Consider the following 17,085-nt stretch of genomic DNA (forward strand, 5'->3'; position numbering starts at 1 on the left):
GAAGATTCACTGCAGTACATGTGTGCACCCGGCCATGAACTTGGAACCGGGCGACATTCATAATTCCCTATACAAATAAATACTCTCAAGGAGTCTCGAATGAATAATCATGGTCTTCGCCGCGTCCTGCTCGCTTCCTTTCTGGGACTGGCAACCGGCGTCAGTTTCGCCGGCGGACGCTATGCGGACCCACCGCCCAATCTCGTCGAAGTTTTCAACGCCAGCAAGGCGGCACTGGAAGCCGCAAAGCAATCCAACAAAGATTTGTGTCTGGAGAACGCCAAAAAGGCGAGGAAACTGGCCATCGATTCCTACAAGGAAAAGAGCACCATGCCCATGCAGCTTTCCAGCAGCCGACTGAAATCGGTGATCAACTCGCTTGAAGCCGGTCAAGTCACAGAAGCGGTGACGCCACTGGAAGAAGTGGTGAAAGAAGTGGGCGACGAAGTCGAGTATTACAAGAAAGAAGGCAAGCTTTAAAGTCCCGACCCGACAACCGACGGCGTACGCCGCTTCGTTTCTGGACAAACGGTGCAGCGTGCGCCTCGTCACCTCCTCCACCCATTCGAGTCGACCATGAAACCCTACCAGAAAATCGCAGTCATCCTCCTTGGAACCGCATTTTTGTCCGCTTGCGGCAAGGAAGGACCATTCGGGAACACCCCTGGCCCCAAGAAACCGGAATGGATGAAATCGAAGAGCGAGACTCCGGAAGAAACGGACGCCAACCCGCCCAACAAATAATTCACTGCCAATTACCACTCCAGCCTGACTCCGGGGAACCGGTCGGGTACACATTATTCTTCGTACCGGACCCCGGCGCTCCGGATCGTCCCCCATTACGCGCAATGGGGCTTCCGAAATAATAATAAGTCGACCAATACGACAAGACTCCATGCAAGCAAGAAAAGTCATCGCTCCGTCGCGTGCTTCGGGATCCTTTGCAACCGGAAACGTCCGTATTTTTCGCAGCGCCTTGCAAGACCGCCATAAGGTCTGGGCGATATTGTGCACGCTAAGCGCCACCTGCCCCGGCGCCGGTTTTGCCCATCCTCAGCCACAACCTCCCGCCGAAGCACTGCCGGAATCGGAATCACCGTCCGAGATACGGGTACAGCCGGCGACACCGGCCGAATCGACGGCCAAAGCCAAGTCGAGAGCGAGATCGAAAACAGATGACGATGACGAGAATGATCCGCAAGTCATCGAAGAACCGGTCAGCCTCGAAACGGTCGAGGTCGTAGGGCGCGAGACCGACCTGATAGGTTTGACGCAATCGGCCTCTCAAGGGGTGGTGGGCCAGAACCAGTTCAAGTACCGGCCCCTGCTGCGGGTGGGCGAACTGGTCGAGGTCGTGCCCGGCATGCTGGCCACGCAACACAGCGGCACCGGCAAGGCCAACCAGTATTTCCTGCGCGGCTTCAACCTGGACCACGGCACCGACTTCGCCACCTGGGTCGACGGGGTGCCGATGAACCTGCCGACCAACGCGCACGGCCAGGGCTACATGGACCTCAACAGCATCATCCCGGAACTGGTGGACCGGGTGGAGTACGGCAAGGGACCGTATTACGCGGAAATGGGCGATTTTTCCGCCGCCGGCTATGCCTATATGCATACCAAGCACCGGCTGCCGCAGGGCTTCGTCAATTTCACCGGCGGCGAATTCAACTACTACCGGACGGTCGCGGCCAATTCCAACGAGCTGGGGCCGGGCGATCTGCTCTACGCCGCTTCGGTCAACTTCTACGACGGCCCCTGGCAGCGGCCGATGGATCTGAACCAGTTCAACGGAATGGTGCGCTACACCATCGACAAAGAAGACTGGGGCCTTTCGGTGATCGCCAAGGGGTACAACTCCCGCTGGTACGCTACCAACCAGATTCCCGAAGCGCTGGTGCTGGAGAATCAGCTCGACCTCTACGGCACCATGAACCGCAGCGACGGCGGCAACACCAACCGTTACAGCCTCTCCACCAACCTCTGGAATCGGGGCGAGTCATCGAAGAGCGAAGTCAACCTGTACCTGGCCTACTACGACTTGGACCTGTACTCGGACTTCACCTATTTTCTGGAGCATCCGCAGCAGGGCGACCAGATCCTGCAGGGCGAACACCGCTGGTATTACGGCGGGACTGCCTCGCAGACCTGGTTCAACAACCTGTTCGGCACCAACATGGAAAACAGCGTGGGTCTTCAGATCCGCCACGACCAGATCGGCGGGCTGGAGCTGGTCAATACCCAGTGGCGCAAGGTCTTCAACATCGTCAGCCGCGACAACGTGTCCGAGACCAGTATCGGCATGTACTTCAAGAACGAAACCTTCTGGATGGAGAAGTTCAAAACCATCGCCGGACTGCGCAACGACATCTTCGTGTTCAATGTCGACAGCCAACTGACACCCTTGAATTCCGGCAACCGCAATTCCAGCATGGTCAGCCCCAAGCTCAGCATGGTGTTCGGCCCCTGGGCGGATACCGAATTCTTCATCAACCTCGGCTATGGTTTTCATTCCAACGATGCCCGTGGTGCGGTCGAGAGCGTGAATCCCAACAACGGCGACCCGGTCCATGCCGTGACGCCGATGGTACGCTCGAAAGGCGCGGAAATCGGCGCGCGCACCCAGTACATCCCTGGGCTCAACAGCACCCTGGCCTTCTGGTTCCTGCACACCGCGTCGGAGCTGGTGTTTACGGGTGACGCCGGCACCACCGAACCGACCGGCCCTGGCAACCGCTACGGCGTGGAATGGGCCAACTATTACCAGGCGACCGACTGGCTGACCCTGGACGCCGACCTGGCCTTCACCAAGTCCTACTACACGGATTTGCCCAGCGGCGACAACAGCATTCCCAACTCGGTCGGCAACGTCATCACCAGCGGCGCCACGGTTCAGATGCCCTACGGATTCTGGTCGACCTTGAGGCTGCGCCACTTCAGCAACGTGCCACTCAACGAGGCGGGAACGGTGTTTCTGGGCGACACCACCCTGGTCAACTTCGGCCTGGGCTGGCAGGAGGAGAACGTCAAACTGCAGCTGGATCTGTTCAACATCTTCGACTCCCGGGCCAACGACATCGCCTACTACTACCAGTACCGTCTGCAGAACCAGCCGCCGGAAGGCGTGGAAGGCAAGACTATCCACCCGGTGGAACCCCGGATGCTACGCGGAAGCATCACCATCAGCTTCTGAGGCAACGTCCCTGCCGAAGCTTTCGTAATCGACGTTCGGGTAGCAGAGATCCCCGTATGCCGAGCCGGAGTAGTCAGGCTTTCACCGGAAACGGCCCGAAGGGGCGCCCCGGGGAGCGGTCAGGCGATCCAGGGGTGGAAGCCCCTTCGGGTGCGGAAGGCCGATTCAATCCATCGTCACGGTAGCGACTCTCCACCGATTTTCGTGCCGCTCCCAATCACCACCAGCAAATGAAGGAATGAAGGAGAGCCGGGGGGACGTTGCGCCAGGATCGCCGGCTGGCAGACCATTGAATCGCCAGGCTGTTTCAATGGGGATGATGCCCGCCGTGGCCCTCCATTGTGTGCCCGGAGTGGTCGCTCGACTGGGCATCGAACCAACGGTGAAGCGCTTCGACCAAGGCGGGATCCTCCGCCGAATATTCGATCTGCGCCCCCTGCTCCAGGATGCTGTACTTGACCTTCAGACTTCCGGGAGCGGCACGCTTCAGCTCGGCCAGGCCAGGCATGTCTTCACCGTGTATGCGTGCGGGCGCGGAAAAATCGCCGTGGGAAAACTTCCCGGCGATTTCGGCGAGATGCTGGCGGATCAGGCGGATCTGCTCGGCGTCCGTCCCTTGCTTCGCCACGACCTGCTGGATACCGCCTTGCGCCGTCTTGCTGAAGACGTGGATGGTCTTGTCCAGATCGAAGGGCATGACCCACGCGCCGCGCTTCGCCACCTCGTCCAGCCGCTGTGCGCTCGGCTCCTTCGCCGGGGACGGCATGGCCGTTTCCCCTCCCTCGAGCCGCTGGGTCATGTAGAACACCGCATCGGCGACATCGCGATCGGACAGCAGCGGGCGGCGGCCCTTCGGCGGCATCTTGAGGAATCCGCCGCGGGCGTGGTTCTCCATGACGGAGAAGGACTCGAAAGAACGGCTTTTCCAGCTCTCCGGCCGATCCAGCCTCGGCGCCCCGTCCTTCCCATGGTCGTGGCAGCCGGCGCAGGCCGAGCGGTAGACCTTCGCGCCGTGTCGGGCATCGAGCTCGTCGCCCGTCAGCGGGGCGGACGGTTCTCCGGCGAATACGGTGGACGCGGCCAGTACGGCGCAGGTGATCGGGACGAGTCGGATATGCATGCGGACGGCTCCTCGATTGGGGGAAGTCGAATTATTGATGATTCGACACGCCGTTCCAATGGGCAGTGTCTTTCAAGACTCATCGGCCCGCACCCAGGTTTCCACCTCGGGCGGACGATAGGCCGCGAAGACCTCGAGCAACTCTTCCGGCTGCCGCGCCACCAGCAGCATGGAACGGTGCAGGCGCCGCATGAAACCCTCGGCCGCCGCGTGCTCCAGGAACGCCACCAGCCGGTCGTAGTAGCCGGCGACGTTCAGCAAGGCGCAGGGCTTGTGGTGTATACCGAGCTGAGCCCAGGTCCAGGCCTCGAACAGTTCCTCGAAAGTGCCGATGCCACCGGGCAGGGCAACGAAGCCATCCGACAGCTCGGCCATCCGGGCCTTGCGTTCGTGCATGGAGGCGGTCACCCGCAGTTCCGTCAGTCCGGAATGAGCGATTTCCCTGGCGACCAGAGCCTGGGGGATCACGCCGATCACTTCCCCGCCGGCGGCGAGAGCCGCGTCGGCGACTGCGCCCATCAACCCCACACTGGCTCCGCCATAAACCAGGCGGATACCGCGCTCCGCCAGCAGCCGCCCGAACCTGCGGGCCTCGCCGAGGTATTCCGGCCGCTCCCCGACACTCGAGCCGCAATAGACACAGACGCTTTTCAGTTCCACCGGTCCTCTCCCTTCGATGTGGCCACAACCGCATGATATCGTCTGGAAGAGGGGGAAACGGTTAAGATTCGACCCTTCGCCAAAACACTCGAGGAGACCGCATGAAAAGCTACCGCAAGGAACTCTGGTTCAACGTGCCGAACCGTGTCGGCTTCGTGAACATCACCCGGCAGGTCGAAGATTGCCTGCGCGAAAGCGGGGTGCGCGAGGGCCTGGTACTGGTCAACGCCATGCATATCACCGCCAGCGTGTTCATCAACGATGATGAATCCGGCCTGCATCACGACTACACCCAGTGGCTGGAAAAACTCGCGCCCCACGAGCCGATCCGCCAGTACCGCCACAACGACACCGGCGAGGACAACGCCGACGCCCATATGAAGCGGCAGATCATGGGGCGCGAAGTGGTGGTCGCCGTCACCGAGGGGCGACTGGATTTCGGCCCATGGGAGCAGATCTTCTACGGCGAATTCGACGGCCGCCGCAAAAAGCGCGCTCTGGTCAAAATCATCGGCGAGTGATCGTCATCGGTGCTTGCCGTGAGCGGGCGCCGGCCCCGGATAGTACGGGTAGTAGAACGGATAGGGATAGTAGTAATACGGCCATCCCCAGCCGTACCAGCCATACCAGCCGTACGGATAGGGGTAATAGCCGACCGGCTGGCGCTGGGGCCACAGGTACAGGTAGTCGCAGCCGACCACCAGGTAGTTGTATTCGGCTTCGTCGAGCTTCTGGGAACGTTCCCCGAGCACCTTCCCGGCTACCGTCAGTTCCCGGTCCTTTTCGTAAATCGTAGGATCGATGAAATAAGGACACTCGGCCAGAAACCGGCCGCCGGAGCTGTCGCTCTGCTCCGGTCGGTCGGCGCTGTCGAGCGCCTTCTGGACGACTTCGATCTCCGAGGTCTTGCCGAGATGGCGGGTTTGAACGATGTCGCCGCCCAGGATCACCATGCGGTCCCGGTACGCAGCGGCGTGCGACTTGAGCTCGACGAAACTGCTCGGCTGTAAAGCCGCCTGCCGGCGCAGCGATTCTGGAACCGGACTGGAGGCACATCCCGACGCCAGACCGACGAACAGAGCCAGTCCCCACCCGGCTCCGGCGCGGAACAGCGGCCGACATTCGAGTCTTTGCATCATTCTCGGCCTCCCGAGCTGCCGCACAGGTCCATAACGACCCGCCGTCCGCCTACTTGGCGGCCTCGATCTTGACCGTCATGAAATAGATCGCATCCGCGATGTTCTGCTCCGACAAGCCGGCCTGTCCCATGGACGGCATGTGGAGAAAACCGTCACGGACATGGTCCTGCATGAGCGAAGGCCAGAGGATGCCGCGGGACTCCCATTCGTCGACGTCGTCCAATATCGGCGCTCCCCCCGCCCCCGTATCATGGCAGCGCGAACAGTACATACTGTAGGTGTACATGCCCTGGCGATAGTCCGGCTTGTAGTTCGCCACGGCCGGCGCCTGCGGCGGCGAAACGGCATCCTTGGTACAGCCGGCGAGGACGAGCGGCAGGACGAGCGGCGAAAACAGGGAGGCGGCAGTCTTCATGGGTCTTCCGGATAGTTCCATCCAAGCCGAGTCTAGCCCACGCCCCCCTCCCCCACAAGACGCAGAAAACATCATTCGGCGGTCGATGTACGATAGAATCCGAGCCATGCAAGACCGCTCCCAATCCCCCCGCACCATCCTCATCACTGGCTGCTCCTCCGGCATCGGCCTGTGCACCGCGCTCGGACTCAAGGCGCGCGGCTACCGGGTGTTCGCCAGCGCCCGCAAAACCGCCGATGTTGCCCTGCTGCAGGCGAAAGGGCTGGAAGCCGTGCAGCTCGACCTGGCATGTTCCACATCCGTCCATACTGCGTTCGAGGAGGTCCTGGGGGCGACGGGTGGCAAGCTGTACGCGCTGTTCAACAACGGTGCCTTCGGTCAGCCCGGCGCGGTGGAGGACCTCAGCCGGGAGGTGCTGCGCGCCCAATTCGAAACCAACCTGTTCGGCACCCACGAACTGACCCGCCTCGTCATCCCCATCATGCGCCGCCAGGGCGAGGGGCGTATCCTCCAGAACAGCTCGGTGCTGGGCTTCGCCGCCATGCCCTGGCGCGGGGCCTACAATGCCAGCAAGTTCGCGCTGGAAGGGCTCACCGACACGCTGCGGATGGAACTGGCCGGCAGCGGCATCCATGTCTGCCTGATAGAGCCCGGACCGATCGCGAGCGAATTCCGCGCCCATGCCTATGATCTGTACAAGCGCAACATCGACGCCGAAGCCAGCGTGCACCGGGAACGCTACCGGACCATGGAGGCGAGGCTGGAACAGGGGGGCGCTGCGGCCCCGTTCACCGCCGGGCCGGAAGCGGTGCTCAAACGCGTGATCCATGCGCTCGAAAGCAGAAGGCCGAAGGCCCGCTATTACGTGACCTTCCCCACCTATCTGTTCGCGATGTTGAAGCGCGTGCTTCCCACACGCGCCCTCGATGCGATCCTCCGACGGATCGACTAGGAAGAAGAGTCGGCCGGTAAGCCGGGTTCTGTCGTGGACAGCCATTCATCTGGGACATACGTCACCGTACGTCTCGAGCGACCTACCCGGGAGCCGTGCGGGCCGCACGTCTGGGCGAACCCAATGCCCCCCTATTTGGTCTTGCTCCGGATGGGGTTTACCCTGCCGCTTGGCGTTACCGCCAGCGCGGTGCGCTCTTACCGCACCTTTTCACCCTTACCCCGGACGCACCGGGGCGGTATATTTTCTGTGGCACTTTCCGTGGGCTCGCGCCCCCCAGGCGTTACCTGGCACCCTGCCCTGTGGAGCCCGGACTTTCCTCCATCCCCTTCGAGGACAGCGGCTGTCTGGCCGACTCCATCGTAATTATAGCGTCACGAGGGAGTTCCCGCTCGCCGGCAGGGCCGAAGGGAGACCTCGGGGATTCCATTCCCCGGGATCCGTGGTCTCGGGCAGAGCCCAGGCTATTTGCAACTGGTCGTCGCCATGGAACCGGGAGCGACACCGCCGACCGTGGCCTGCACCAACTGAAAGAACACGTCGGTATTGTCCATGGTGCCACCCATCAGCGATGCACCACGACCACAGGCCGAGAGCGGAACGTCGTTGCCGGTGTGGGCCGCGACGGCATCCGCAATCTGTCCGGTGACCAGGAAATTGCCGGCGGTGTCTCGTTCCATCGGGCTTCCCGGATAGGCGTTCAAGGGAGCCACGGCGTTACCCGGCTGCTGGCTGTCGCGCAATGGCTGCGCATTGGTACGCCAGTCCTCGTAACGGTCGGCGTTGGCGGCATAGCCGATCAGCATTTTCTTGTCCGGATCGGTGTCACTGGGGTAGCCGTCGGTTCCGGAAATGGGATAGTGCGGAAAACCCGCCGCCTCGTAAGTGCCGACCACGCCGTTGCGGACCTGGGTGGCCCCTTCACCCTTCGCGATCCGGGCTTGCAGTTCGTCGTCGGTCACGCGTGAGCCGCCGATGACCGCGACCCCCGCGCACTCGTGATCGGCGGTGACCAAAACCAGGGTGCCGGGATGAGTCCGGGCGTATTCCTTGGCCACGGCCACCGACTTGTCGAACTCGATCGTGTCGAGGATGAAGCGCTCGGTGTCCATGTTGTGGGCCTGCTTGTCGATGGACGCACCCTCCACCATCAGTACGAAGCCCCGCGGGCTGTTGGCGTCGAGCACTTGCAGTGCCTTTTCGGTCATTTCCTCCAGCATCGGCTGGTCCGGGAAGCCGTAATCGTCCACGACAGTGGAGGTACCCCGGCGTTTGCCGAGCTTGTCCAGGGCCACGTTCATGTTGGACAGCGAGAACAGCCCCAGCAGCGGCCGGTTCGCGCCCGCGGCACTGAGGCTCGCGCTGTCGTAGACATAGTTCCAGCCGGCGGCCTGGAAATCGGCGATCAGATCGCGGCCCGGATCCAGGGCCCCGGGCGCCGCGCCCCAGCCGGCGACGATGTCGGCGGGCAGCACGTAATCGCTGCCGTTGCTGCGGGCGGAACCGTTGAAGTTCGCCACACCGCCTGCGTCGCCACAGACGGGCGCGCCGCCATTGCAGGTGGTCGGATTGGGCAGGAACCATTTGCGACCTCCCCCCATCAGCACGGTCAGGCCGGTGTTCGCCCTGTCGTCGAAGAACTGGTCGACGATGCCGGTTCCAGCCCCGCGGTTCTGGGTATGGACCGCCATGGATGCCGGCGTGGCGTCGAATACGTCCGCCGTGGTGACGATGCCCAGTTTCTTGCCCTGGCCGCGGGCCAGGAACTCGGACAGGTATTCGACCCGCGGGTTGTCGAAATTCGCCGTGGTGTCGTCCGGGAATACGCCTTCCTGATTGTTGTTGGCCTTGTTGCCAGTCACGTAGTTCTGCATCCCGGGGGCCGAGTCGGTCACGATGGAATTGAGCGAGGCGGTCATGATGCTGGCGGTGACCGGAAAGGTGTCCATCGCCAGCCTGCCCTTGACCTTACCCTGCGCCACGCCGTATTGCATGATGCGGGCCGCGGCGCGGTGACCCGCGCCCATGCCGTCGCCGAGCATGATGATGACGTTCTTGACCTTCACGCCGCCCCATGTGAGAGGGACGATTTCAAAGTTCCCGGTCGCGGTCACAGTCTTGTCGTCGCTCTGGGTGGCGGTCACGGTCAGCGTGCGGATACCGGCTCTGGAATTCGAGTAGCCCCGCACCGATGCGGCCACCGCATTCGGACTCACATCGGTGATGGCGGTCGCCGGAACCATGCTGGTCTTGCCGCCCGTGGAAGGCGTCACGGTCGCCACGATCTGGCCATCGACTTTGAAGACCACCGAAGTGATGGTCTTGCCGGTGTCGGGACGGACGGTGGCCTGCAGGTCGAACTTCTGCCCGACGACGAAGCGGGAAACGATCGGGTCGGCGCTACCCGTCCTGAACAATTCACTGGGCGGCGTGAGACGCGATATCGTGGGGGCCGCTTCGACGCCCGCGGAAATCGCCGAGGCTGCCGCTAGCGCAGTCAGCGACATGCGGTTCAAGGACTTGTCATCTCTCATCGGGAAACTCCGGTAGTCAGGAAAAGTTTTTTTCAAGGTCACGACTGCACACACGCCGGGGCCCCATTCCATTCCGGCCCCGCCGAATTCAAGCCCGGCACGCCCCTTCAGTGATGATGGCCATGCGTCACGACCGCCGGTTCCACGAAGACCGGCGCCGAGCCGTCCGGTGCCCTGATCGGATCGATGCCGTCTAGATTCAGGCGCGCATAGGAAACGCGCCCGTTCGGCTCCTCCCGGCTGCCCAGTTCCAGCGTCCCCGTCAGCGTCCAGAGACCGGGACGGTATGCCAGTGTCCTGTCCGCATTGTCGCCGGACACGTGCGCGAACAGCGTGGCCGGCGGCAGATAATCGGCCGGACCGTCCGCCAATTCGGCCAGGGTGACGGGGACAGGCGTCAGCATGACGAGTCCCGGCAATGGCTCCTCCTCCTGGACCAGATAGCCGTGGACGCGAACCCGCTTGCCCGCGAGTCCGCGGAGCTTGTCCGTGGGCTCGAGTCCCCGCGGTCCCACGGGCAGCTTGAAGAATTCGGACAGCCGCAGCTCGGCGGCCGGAACGGTCGCCGCAGCGGGCGACGTCCCGCCCCCGGGCTGGCTCGCACAGCCAGCCGTCCAGGCCAGAAATGACAGGACGCCACATCGCGCCAACCGGGACCAGTCTTCGAAATGCTTCATGCTCCACCGGATCGTGAAATTCAGACGGGGATGCCGACAGGCGCGTTGCACCGGGCACCTCTCCGGCGGAAGCCTAAGGATCAAAAGTTATGCGCTCGTGACGATCCCTTGACGGTTCGGTGGCAGCTCCCGAACGGCGGCGATGTTCCGGGCCCGCGCCTGCCGGCGACGGCCAGCCGCTGGAACGCATCCTGCTTGGGCGGCTTCATGGTCATGAGAGCTTTCCTCCCCGCCTTTTTGCTCGCCGTCCTGACGGGAAAACGGCATCGGCCTTGTTGCCGTCGCCGGCAGCCGCGAACACCCTCAGTTCGCTGGTCATGCCCGGCGAGCTGGTCTCGGCGCATGCCAAGTACGAACGACAGTGCCAGAAGTGCCACGATCAGCCCGCACAAACCGTTTCCAATGCCTCATGCCTGGCCTGCCACGAGGAGCAGGCCGCGGACATCGAGGCTGGCACGGGATTCCACGGACGGCTGAAAAACATGGAAGAGAGGAAATGCAAAGACTGCCATGGTGAGCACAAGGGACGGCGCTTCGACATCATGGGGCTGGACAAGGAAACCTTCGACCACCGGAACACCGATTTCCTGCTGAAAGGCGAACACCTGAAGGTCGAGTGCGCGCGCTGCCATGGGGGCGGAAACAAATACCGCGATGCCTCACACCAATGCTCCGTCTGCCACAAGGACGACGAGCCTCACGAAGGCCGGCTGGGCGACAAGTGCACCGACTGCCACAGCGAAGCCGGCTGGAGAGAGCTGAAGTTCGACCATGCGAAGACACGGTTCCCCCTGACGGCCAGCCACAAAGACGTCGCCTGCGGCAACTGCCATCCCGACCGTCGCTTCAAGGAGACAGCCAGGAACTGTTACGCCTGCCATGGAATCAACGACATCCATGCCGGCCACATGGGCCGACAGTGCGACAAGTGCCATGAAACGACGAAATGGACACGACCGAAGTTCGACCACCGGCGTGATACCAGCTTTCCGTTGACGGGCAAACACGACAAGGTTTCCTGCGAAAGCTGCCACAAGGCCGATCCATTCCGGGACAAGCCGGCGACGGCATGCGTGAGCTGCCACGAAAAAGACGACGAGCACGAAGGCCGACGCGGCCGGCGCTGTGACGACTGCCACACCCCGCTGGGCTGGGCGAAGACCACGTTCGATCACGCCCAGACGCGGTTCCCGCTGCGCAACAGCCACGCCAGCGTCGCCTGCGGCAGCTGCCACAAAGGCGCGATGTTAGAGGACAAACTCAGCCTCAACTGCGTCTCGTGCCACGAGAAAAACGATCCCCACAAGAATCAGGAAGGGGATGCCTGCGAAAAATGCCATACAGACCGGGGGTGGCGCGTCGGCGTCGCCTTCAGCCACGACCTGACCCGATTCCCGCTCACCGGTCTGCACACCATCACGCCCTGCGCCGAGTGCCACCTGGGCGCGAGCTTCCAGGACGCGGAGACCCAGTGCGTGTCGTGCCACCGGAAGGACGATCCACATGGCGAGGCCCTGGGCCGCAACTGCGAGCGCTGCCACACGCCGAACGGCTGGCGTCTCTGGAATTTCGACCACGGCAAGGAAACCGGCTTTCCGCTCGAAGGCAAGCACGAAAGGCTGGTCTGCACGGGTTGCCACAAACGTCCGGCGGCTGCCGACGGCCCAATCGCGCTATCCGCCGATTGCCATGGCTGTCACGCAAAGGACGAACCGCACCGCGGCGCCTACGGCAGGGAATGCGGCCGCTGCCATACGCCGCAAGGGTTCAACCAACTGAAGCAGCGCCTCAGATGACGCCGCATTCCATCGCGCCCCCTCGGCGTCCCGCCGATGATGCAAGGAGAAGCCAGTGAAACCTTCAGCCTCCCGCACGACTTCGCCGTTCCGATTGCTCGCCCTGATCCTTCTGGTTCTGGCGGGAATGCTGTCCGTACCGGCAGCCGCGGCCGACCGGCCGGCCACGCCGAAGGATTTCGAGCACCTGAACACCGGCTTCCCGCTGCGGGGCGCGCATGAACATCTGACCTGCGAACAGTGCCACGTCCGCGGCATCTTCAAGGGCACACCGCGCCGCTGCATCGGCTGCCATCAACTGGCGACCGATATCGAGGCGTCCAAGAAATCACCCAACCACATCCCGACCACGGAGGATTGCGACGTCTGCCACAACGACTTCCTCCCGAACGTGAGCTGGCAGCTCGTCAACATGAACCACGCCGGTATCGTCAACAATTGCGCCAGCTGCCACAACAACGTCTTCGCACCCGGCAAGCCGCCCAACCACATCCCCACCAACGCCCCTTGCGAGACCTGCCACCGCTCCACGATCGCCTGGGCCGGCGCGCGCTTCGACCATGTGGGCGTTTCGGCGGGATGCGGCCGATGCCATAACAACGTCACGGTTGCCGGCAAGCCGGCCAACCATATTCCGACCGGTCAGGCCTGTGAGACCTGCCATGTTTCGACTGCTGCCTGGTCGGCGGTCAGGATGAATCACGAGGGCATCGCGTCCGGCTGCGCCCGCTGCCACAACAACGTGCTCGCCATCGGCCAGCCCCGCAACCACATCCCGGTACCCGCGACACCCTGTGAAACCTGCCACAACCCCGCACAATTCCGTACCTTCGCCGGCGCACGGATGGACCACACCGGCGCCAACATCACCCATGGCTGCCAGCGCTGCCACGAAGCGGGAAACATCTACGGCATCACCTCCAGGCCAGCCCCTCCCCACCCGCAGCCGAACGTAGCGCCGGATTGCAGCCAGTGCCATCTGAATACGCATTCGTTCCTTCCGGTGTTCACGCGGTAGCCGTTCATGTCGAGACCGATACCGTGCACGACGGCACGCGCCAGGACCGCCCTGGGCGCGATATTCGGGGCGCTGGCGACGGCGGTGTTTTCCGCCACGGCGGCCCAGGGCTTCATTGAGGGATTGGACGTCGACCATTCGTCATCGCAGCCGGTCATCCACATCCGCATGGCGGAGCCGGTCAACTATGTGCGGCACTCGCCCACGGAATCCGGCGACACCCTGCGCATCCGGGTCAACCGCACGTCACCCGCCATGCCGCAGAGCCCCCTGCCGCAGCGGAGCGCACTGCCTTGGACGGCAACCGCGGAGGTGCCGCTGACCGAAGTCGAATATGAAACCAAGCCCGGCGGGGACTTCCTGACGCTGCGTTTCAATCGCGTCGTCCGGTTCCATGTCAGGCCGGGCGAAGATGCCCAGGGAATCGACGTGGAGCTTGCAGAACCGGAGGACAGAGAGCACGCCACGACGGCCAGCAAAGCCAAGCCCGTCCGAGGGGCCGGCGGTACCTGCGCCTCCGGCCTGCGCGCCAAGTCACCGCCCGCCGAACTGCAGGAGGCCGCGCGCCGGTGCATGATCGAGGAAGACTGGCCCGCCGCCGTGGCCCTCTACACCAAGCTGCTACAGCAAGCCGATGCCAGCTATCACCGGGAGGCCCAGGAGATGGTGGGCGTGGCGCGCGAGCGCAACGGCCAGTCCTTCCGCGCCAAGTCCGAATACGAGAAGTACCTGCAGCTCTATCCCGAGGGCGAAGGAGCCGAGCGCGTCAAGAAAAGACTGGACGCGCTGAACAGCGCCGGGCAGCGGCCCAAGGAGAAACTGACACCGCTGTCGTCCCCCCCGGTCGCCGAGCGCGGCTGGGAGAGCTACGGCAGCTTCGGCCAGTACTATTTCCGCGATGCCTTGCTCACCGACAACCAGGGCGAATACGTCGACCAGTCGCTGTTCCTCACCGTGCTGGATTTCACCAGCCGTCTGCGCACCGAACGCTTCGACATCCGGACCCAGTTCGACGCCCGCTACCGTCAGAACTTCCTGAAAGTGGTCTACGACGAGAACAACCAGTTCCGGGTCGCCAACGCCTTCGTCGACTTCGTGGACAAGGAAACCCGGATTTCCGGCCGCATCGGACGCCAATCGCGCAGCAGCGGCGGCGCCATGGGCCGTTTCGACGGCGGGGTGCTCAGCTACCGCTTCGCGCCCCAGTGGCAGGCCACAGTCATCGGCGGCTTCCCGGTTCTACCGTATCGTTCCACCGCGCCCAACACCAATACCTCGTTCGAAGGCGCGTCCCTGGAATTCGGGCCGTTCGCGGACTACTGGGCGGGCAATGTGTTCTTCATCAACCAGACCGTCGACGGCCTGCTGGGCAGGCGGGCCATAGGCGGCGAAGGCCGCTACCAGCATCCGGTCCATCCCGTTTTCACCCTGTTCGACTACGATGTCCACTTCAACGCACTGAATACGGCTCAAGTGGTCACGAACTGGAACTTCGAAAACGGCGCCATCCTCACCCTGACGGCCGACTACCGGAAAACGCCTTACCTCAGCACCAGCAACGCGCTCATCGGCTGGGGATCGGGCTATGGTCCCGGCACCGGCTACGGCGTGGACTCGGTCAGCGACATCCTGCGCTATCAGGACACCATCGACCTCAAGACGCTGGCGGCGGACAATACCCCGACGTTCAAATACCTCAGCCTCAGCGCCATCACGCCGATCACCCCCGATACCCAGATCAACGCCGACATCACCGTCTCCAATCTGTCGGCGACCAAGGGCTCTCCCTGGGTCTCCGCCTACCAGGGCTCGGGCACCCAGGTCTCCTATTTCGGCCAGATCATCACCAACCGCCTGTTGACCGACGACGATGTCTGGAATTTCGGCCTCCGCTACATGACGCAACAGATCGACGACATCCTGTCCGGATTCGTGGACGCGCATTATCCTGTCACCCCGGACATCCGCATCGATCCCAGGTTGAGGATCGACTACTTCACCGGCTTCGACGGCCCCGACGTCTGGCGAGTCCGTCCCGGTACGCGCTTCAACTACCGCGTGGTCGACGGACTGTACTTCGAGCTGGAGGGAGGGTTCGAATACATGACCAAGCCCCTGGCGCTCAACGAACGCGATACCAAAGGCTATTATGTCAACGTGGGATACCGCTGGGATTTCTGACCCCACCGCCCCTATCCACCCGGACGACCTCCATCGATGAACAGCAGTGCAATGACGACCGCATTCGCAGGGAATTCCGCTCCAACGGCTGGAGTAAACAAGGACACCGGTTTTTTCGGCAGCCTCCTGGCGGACAAGAAGATTCTCACCCTGTTCGCCGCCATCGTCCTGTTCGGCTTTTTCACGAAAATCGCCCGCCTCGAATACCCGCAGGACTTCTATTTCGACGAGGTCTATCACGGCTTCACGGCGACCGTCGTCCTGCACGGCGACCGGAACGCCTACGACCCCTGGGCGAAGTCGCCGCCGGGGAAGGCGTATGAGTGGACGCACCCGCCCCTGTCCAAGCTGATCATGGCCGGAATGATGTCGGTCTTCGGGGAGAACGCGTTTGGCTGGCGCATCGGCTCCGTCATTTTCGGGACCCTCGCCACCCTTGCCGCCGCCGCGCTGGCTTTCGAGCTGTTCGGCTCCCTCCCCGTCGCTGTCCTGACCGGCGCGCTGATGAGCCTCGACGGCCTCCTCCTCAGCCAGTCCCGCATCGCGATGAACGATATCTACTTCATCTTTTTCATGTTGACGGCCTTGATCGGCTACGTCCGCTGGAAAAGAGACGAGACCTCGATGCGCTGGCTGTATTTCACCGGAATGGCACTCGGCCTTGCGCTCGCGACCAAATGGACCACGCTCTACGTGTTTCTGGTCCTGGCCGTCGATCTCGGCGTGACGGCGGTCCGTAACCGGCGCCTGCCTCCCCTTGCGGCCTGCCTCAACATGCCCGTGGCTCTGGGGCTCCTGCCCATTGCGATCTATCTGTCGTCCTACCTGCAGTACTTCGCTCTGGGCTACCGTTGGCCGGAATTCATCGAACTGTTCCGGCAGATGTGGTTCTACCATACCGGACTGAAAGCCACCCATGCCGCGCATTCGCAACCCTGGCAGTGGATACTCAACCTCCGCCCGGTATGGATGTACGTCGATTATTCGGTGCCCGGAAAAATCGCCAATATTTACAACCTGGGAAACTCGGTGATCCTTTATGGCGGGCTTTATGCCGTCGCCGCCGCAATCCTCAAGATGGAATGGTACCGGAGCTGGCCCGTGGCGTTCATGATCCTGGTCTATTTCATGCTCTGGCTGCCCTGGACCCTGTCGCCCAGGATCATGTTCTTCTACCACTATGCACCGGCGGTGCCGATACTGTGCATCATTCTCGCCCGCTGGCTAGGCGGCAATCTGGTGAGCGGCGAAAAAGTCGATCGGATGGCCGCGAAATTCATCGTCGCGGCGGCCGTTCTCTGGTTCGTGGTGTTCTACCCCGACAACACCGCCATACACGTTCCGCAGGGTTTTGCCGACGCCGTATATTTTTCGGTTCCGGGATGGAAGAATTGAAGAGT

14 protein-coding genes and 1 other RNA gene are annotated in these 17,085 nt (G+C 62.7%); 8 read left to right on the top strand and 7 right to left on the bottom strand.

The features are described 5' to 3' along the window. The first annotated feature begins 99 nt into the window (after nucleotides 1-99). Nucleotides 100-480: a hypothetical protein gene (locus ACSHWJ_RS05575; protein ID WP_282213278.1), complete on the top strand. Its 381-nt coding sequence runs from the start codon at nucleotides 100-102 to the stop codon at nucleotides 478-480. A 496-nt stretch (nucleotides 481-976) separates the two neighbouring features. After that, entirely contained in the window at nucleotides 977-3,193 is a 2,217-nt protein-coding gene (locus ACSHWJ_RS05580) for a TonB-dependent receptor (RefSeq protein WP_432539381.1), read from the top strand. Between the two features lie 307 nt (nucleotides 3,194-3,500). On the opposite strand, the gene ACSHWJ_RS05585 is transcribed toward ACSHWJ_RS05580, so the two are convergent. Together ACSHWJ_RS05585 and ACSHWJ_RS05590 are read right to left on the bottom strand one after the other, a co-directional pair. Then, nucleotides 3,501-4,313 (bottom strand): c-type cytochrome, encoded by an 813-nt coding sequence (locus tag ACSHWJ_RS05585; protein WP_010961415.1) that lies wholly within the window; start codon nucleotides 4,311-4,313, stop codon nucleotides 3,501-3,503. A 72-nt stretch (nucleotides 4,314-4,385) separates the two neighbouring features. Beyond that, on the bottom strand, nucleotides 4,386-4,973 hold the full coding sequence (locus ACSHWJ_RS05590) for a TIGR00730 family Rossman fold protein (protein ID WP_432539380.1): 588 nt from the start codon (nucleotides 4,971-4,973) through the stop codon (nucleotides 4,386-4,388). 101 nt (nucleotides 4,974-5,074) lie between these two features. Between ACSHWJ_RS05590 and ACSHWJ_RS05595 the strand changes: the two genes are divergently transcribed. Next, the gene (locus tag ACSHWJ_RS05595) at nucleotides 5,075-5,494 is read left to right on the top strand and encodes a secondary thiamine-phosphate synthase enzyme YjbQ (RefSeq protein WP_010961417.1); all 420 of its coding nucleotides are present in this window, start codon (nucleotides 5,075-5,077) and stop codon (nucleotides 5,492-5,494) included. Between the two features lie 3 nt (nucleotides 5,495-5,497). Here ACSHWJ_RS05595 and ACSHWJ_RS05600 read toward each other — a convergent pair whose 3' ends face one another. Together ACSHWJ_RS05600 and ACSHWJ_RS05605 are read right to left on the bottom strand one after the other, a co-directional pair. Continuing rightward, entirely contained in the window at nucleotides 5,498-6,112 is a 615-nt protein-coding gene (locus ACSHWJ_RS05600; RefSeq protein WP_432539379.1) for a Slp family lipoprotein, read from the bottom strand. Between the two features lie 49 nt (nucleotides 6,113-6,161). Continuing rightward, entirely contained in the window at nucleotides 6,162-6,527 is a 366-nt protein-coding gene (locus ACSHWJ_RS05605) for a c-type cytochrome (protein ID WP_256996510.1), read from the bottom strand. A gap of 106 nt (nucleotides 6,528-6,633) precedes the next feature. On the opposite strand from ACSHWJ_RS05605, the gene ACSHWJ_RS05610 reads away from it, so the two are divergent. Then, the gene (locus tag ACSHWJ_RS05610) at nucleotides 6,634-7,479 is read left to right on the top strand and encodes an SDR family oxidoreductase (RefSeq protein ID WP_432539378.1); all 846 of its coding nucleotides are present in this window, start codon (nucleotides 6,634-6,636) and stop codon (nucleotides 7,477-7,479) included. Between the two features lies 1 nt (nucleotide 7,480). On the opposite strand, the gene rnpB is transcribed toward ACSHWJ_RS05610, so the two are convergent. The 3 genes from rnpB to ACSHWJ_RS05625 all read right to left on the bottom strand — a co-directional run bounded on the left by rnpB (nucleotide 7,481) and on the right by ACSHWJ_RS05625 (nucleotide 10,690). Beyond that, nucleotides 7,481-7,838: RNase P RNA component class A (rnpB, locus tag ACSHWJ_RS05615), an RNA gene on the bottom strand. A gap of 105 nt (nucleotides 7,839-7,943) precedes the next feature. Then, the gene (locus tag ACSHWJ_RS05620) at nucleotides 7,944-10,013 is read right to left on the bottom strand and encodes an alkaline phosphatase (protein WP_010961421.1); all 2,070 of its coding nucleotides are present in this window, start codon (nucleotides 10,011-10,013) and stop codon (nucleotides 7,944-7,946) included. A 107-nt stretch (nucleotides 10,014-10,120) separates the two neighbouring features. Continuing rightward, nucleotides 10,121-10,690, bottom strand: coding sequence for a hypothetical protein (locus ACSHWJ_RS05625; RefSeq protein ID WP_017364223.1), 570 nt, complete (start codon nucleotides 10,688-10,690; stop codon nucleotides 10,121-10,123). A gap of 272 nt (nucleotides 10,691-10,962) precedes the next feature. On the opposite strand from ACSHWJ_RS05625, the gene ACSHWJ_RS05630 reads away from it, so the two are divergent. The 4 genes from ACSHWJ_RS05630 to ACSHWJ_RS05645 are packed head-to-tail and all read left to right on the top strand — an operon-like array spanning nucleotide 10,963 to nucleotide 17,080. Next, entirely contained in the window at nucleotides 10,963-12,486 is a 1,524-nt protein-coding gene (locus ACSHWJ_RS05630; protein WP_432539377.1) for a cytochrome c3 family protein, read from the top strand. 55 nt (nucleotides 12,487-12,541) lie between these two features. Beyond that, the gene (locus tag ACSHWJ_RS05635; protein WP_218798073.1) at nucleotides 12,542-13,504 is read left to right on the top strand and encodes a cytochrome c3 family protein; all 963 of its coding nucleotides are present in this window, start codon (nucleotides 12,542-12,544) and stop codon (nucleotides 13,502-13,504) included. Between the two features lie 6 nt (nucleotides 13,505-13,510). Then, nucleotides 13,511-15,685, top strand: a complete 2,175-nt coding sequence (locus ACSHWJ_RS05640) for a hypothetical protein (protein ID WP_432539376.1) — start codon at nucleotides 13,511-13,513, stop codon at nucleotides 15,683-15,685. A gap of 51 nt (nucleotides 15,686-15,736) precedes the next feature. Further along, complete coding sequence (locus ACSHWJ_RS05645) at nucleotides 15,737-17,080, top strand: phospholipid carrier-dependent glycosyltransferase (RefSeq protein WP_218800408.1); 1,344 nt, start codon at nucleotides 15,737-15,739, stop codon at nucleotides 17,078-17,080. Nucleotides 17,081-17,085 lie beyond the last annotated feature (5 nt).

The sequence above is a fragment of the Methylococcus sp. S1M genome, from assembly GCF_051295855.1.
GTDB classification, from domain to species: domain Bacteria; phylum Pseudomonadota; class Gammaproteobacteria; order Methylococcales; family Methylococcaceae; genus Methylococcus; species Methylococcus capsulatus.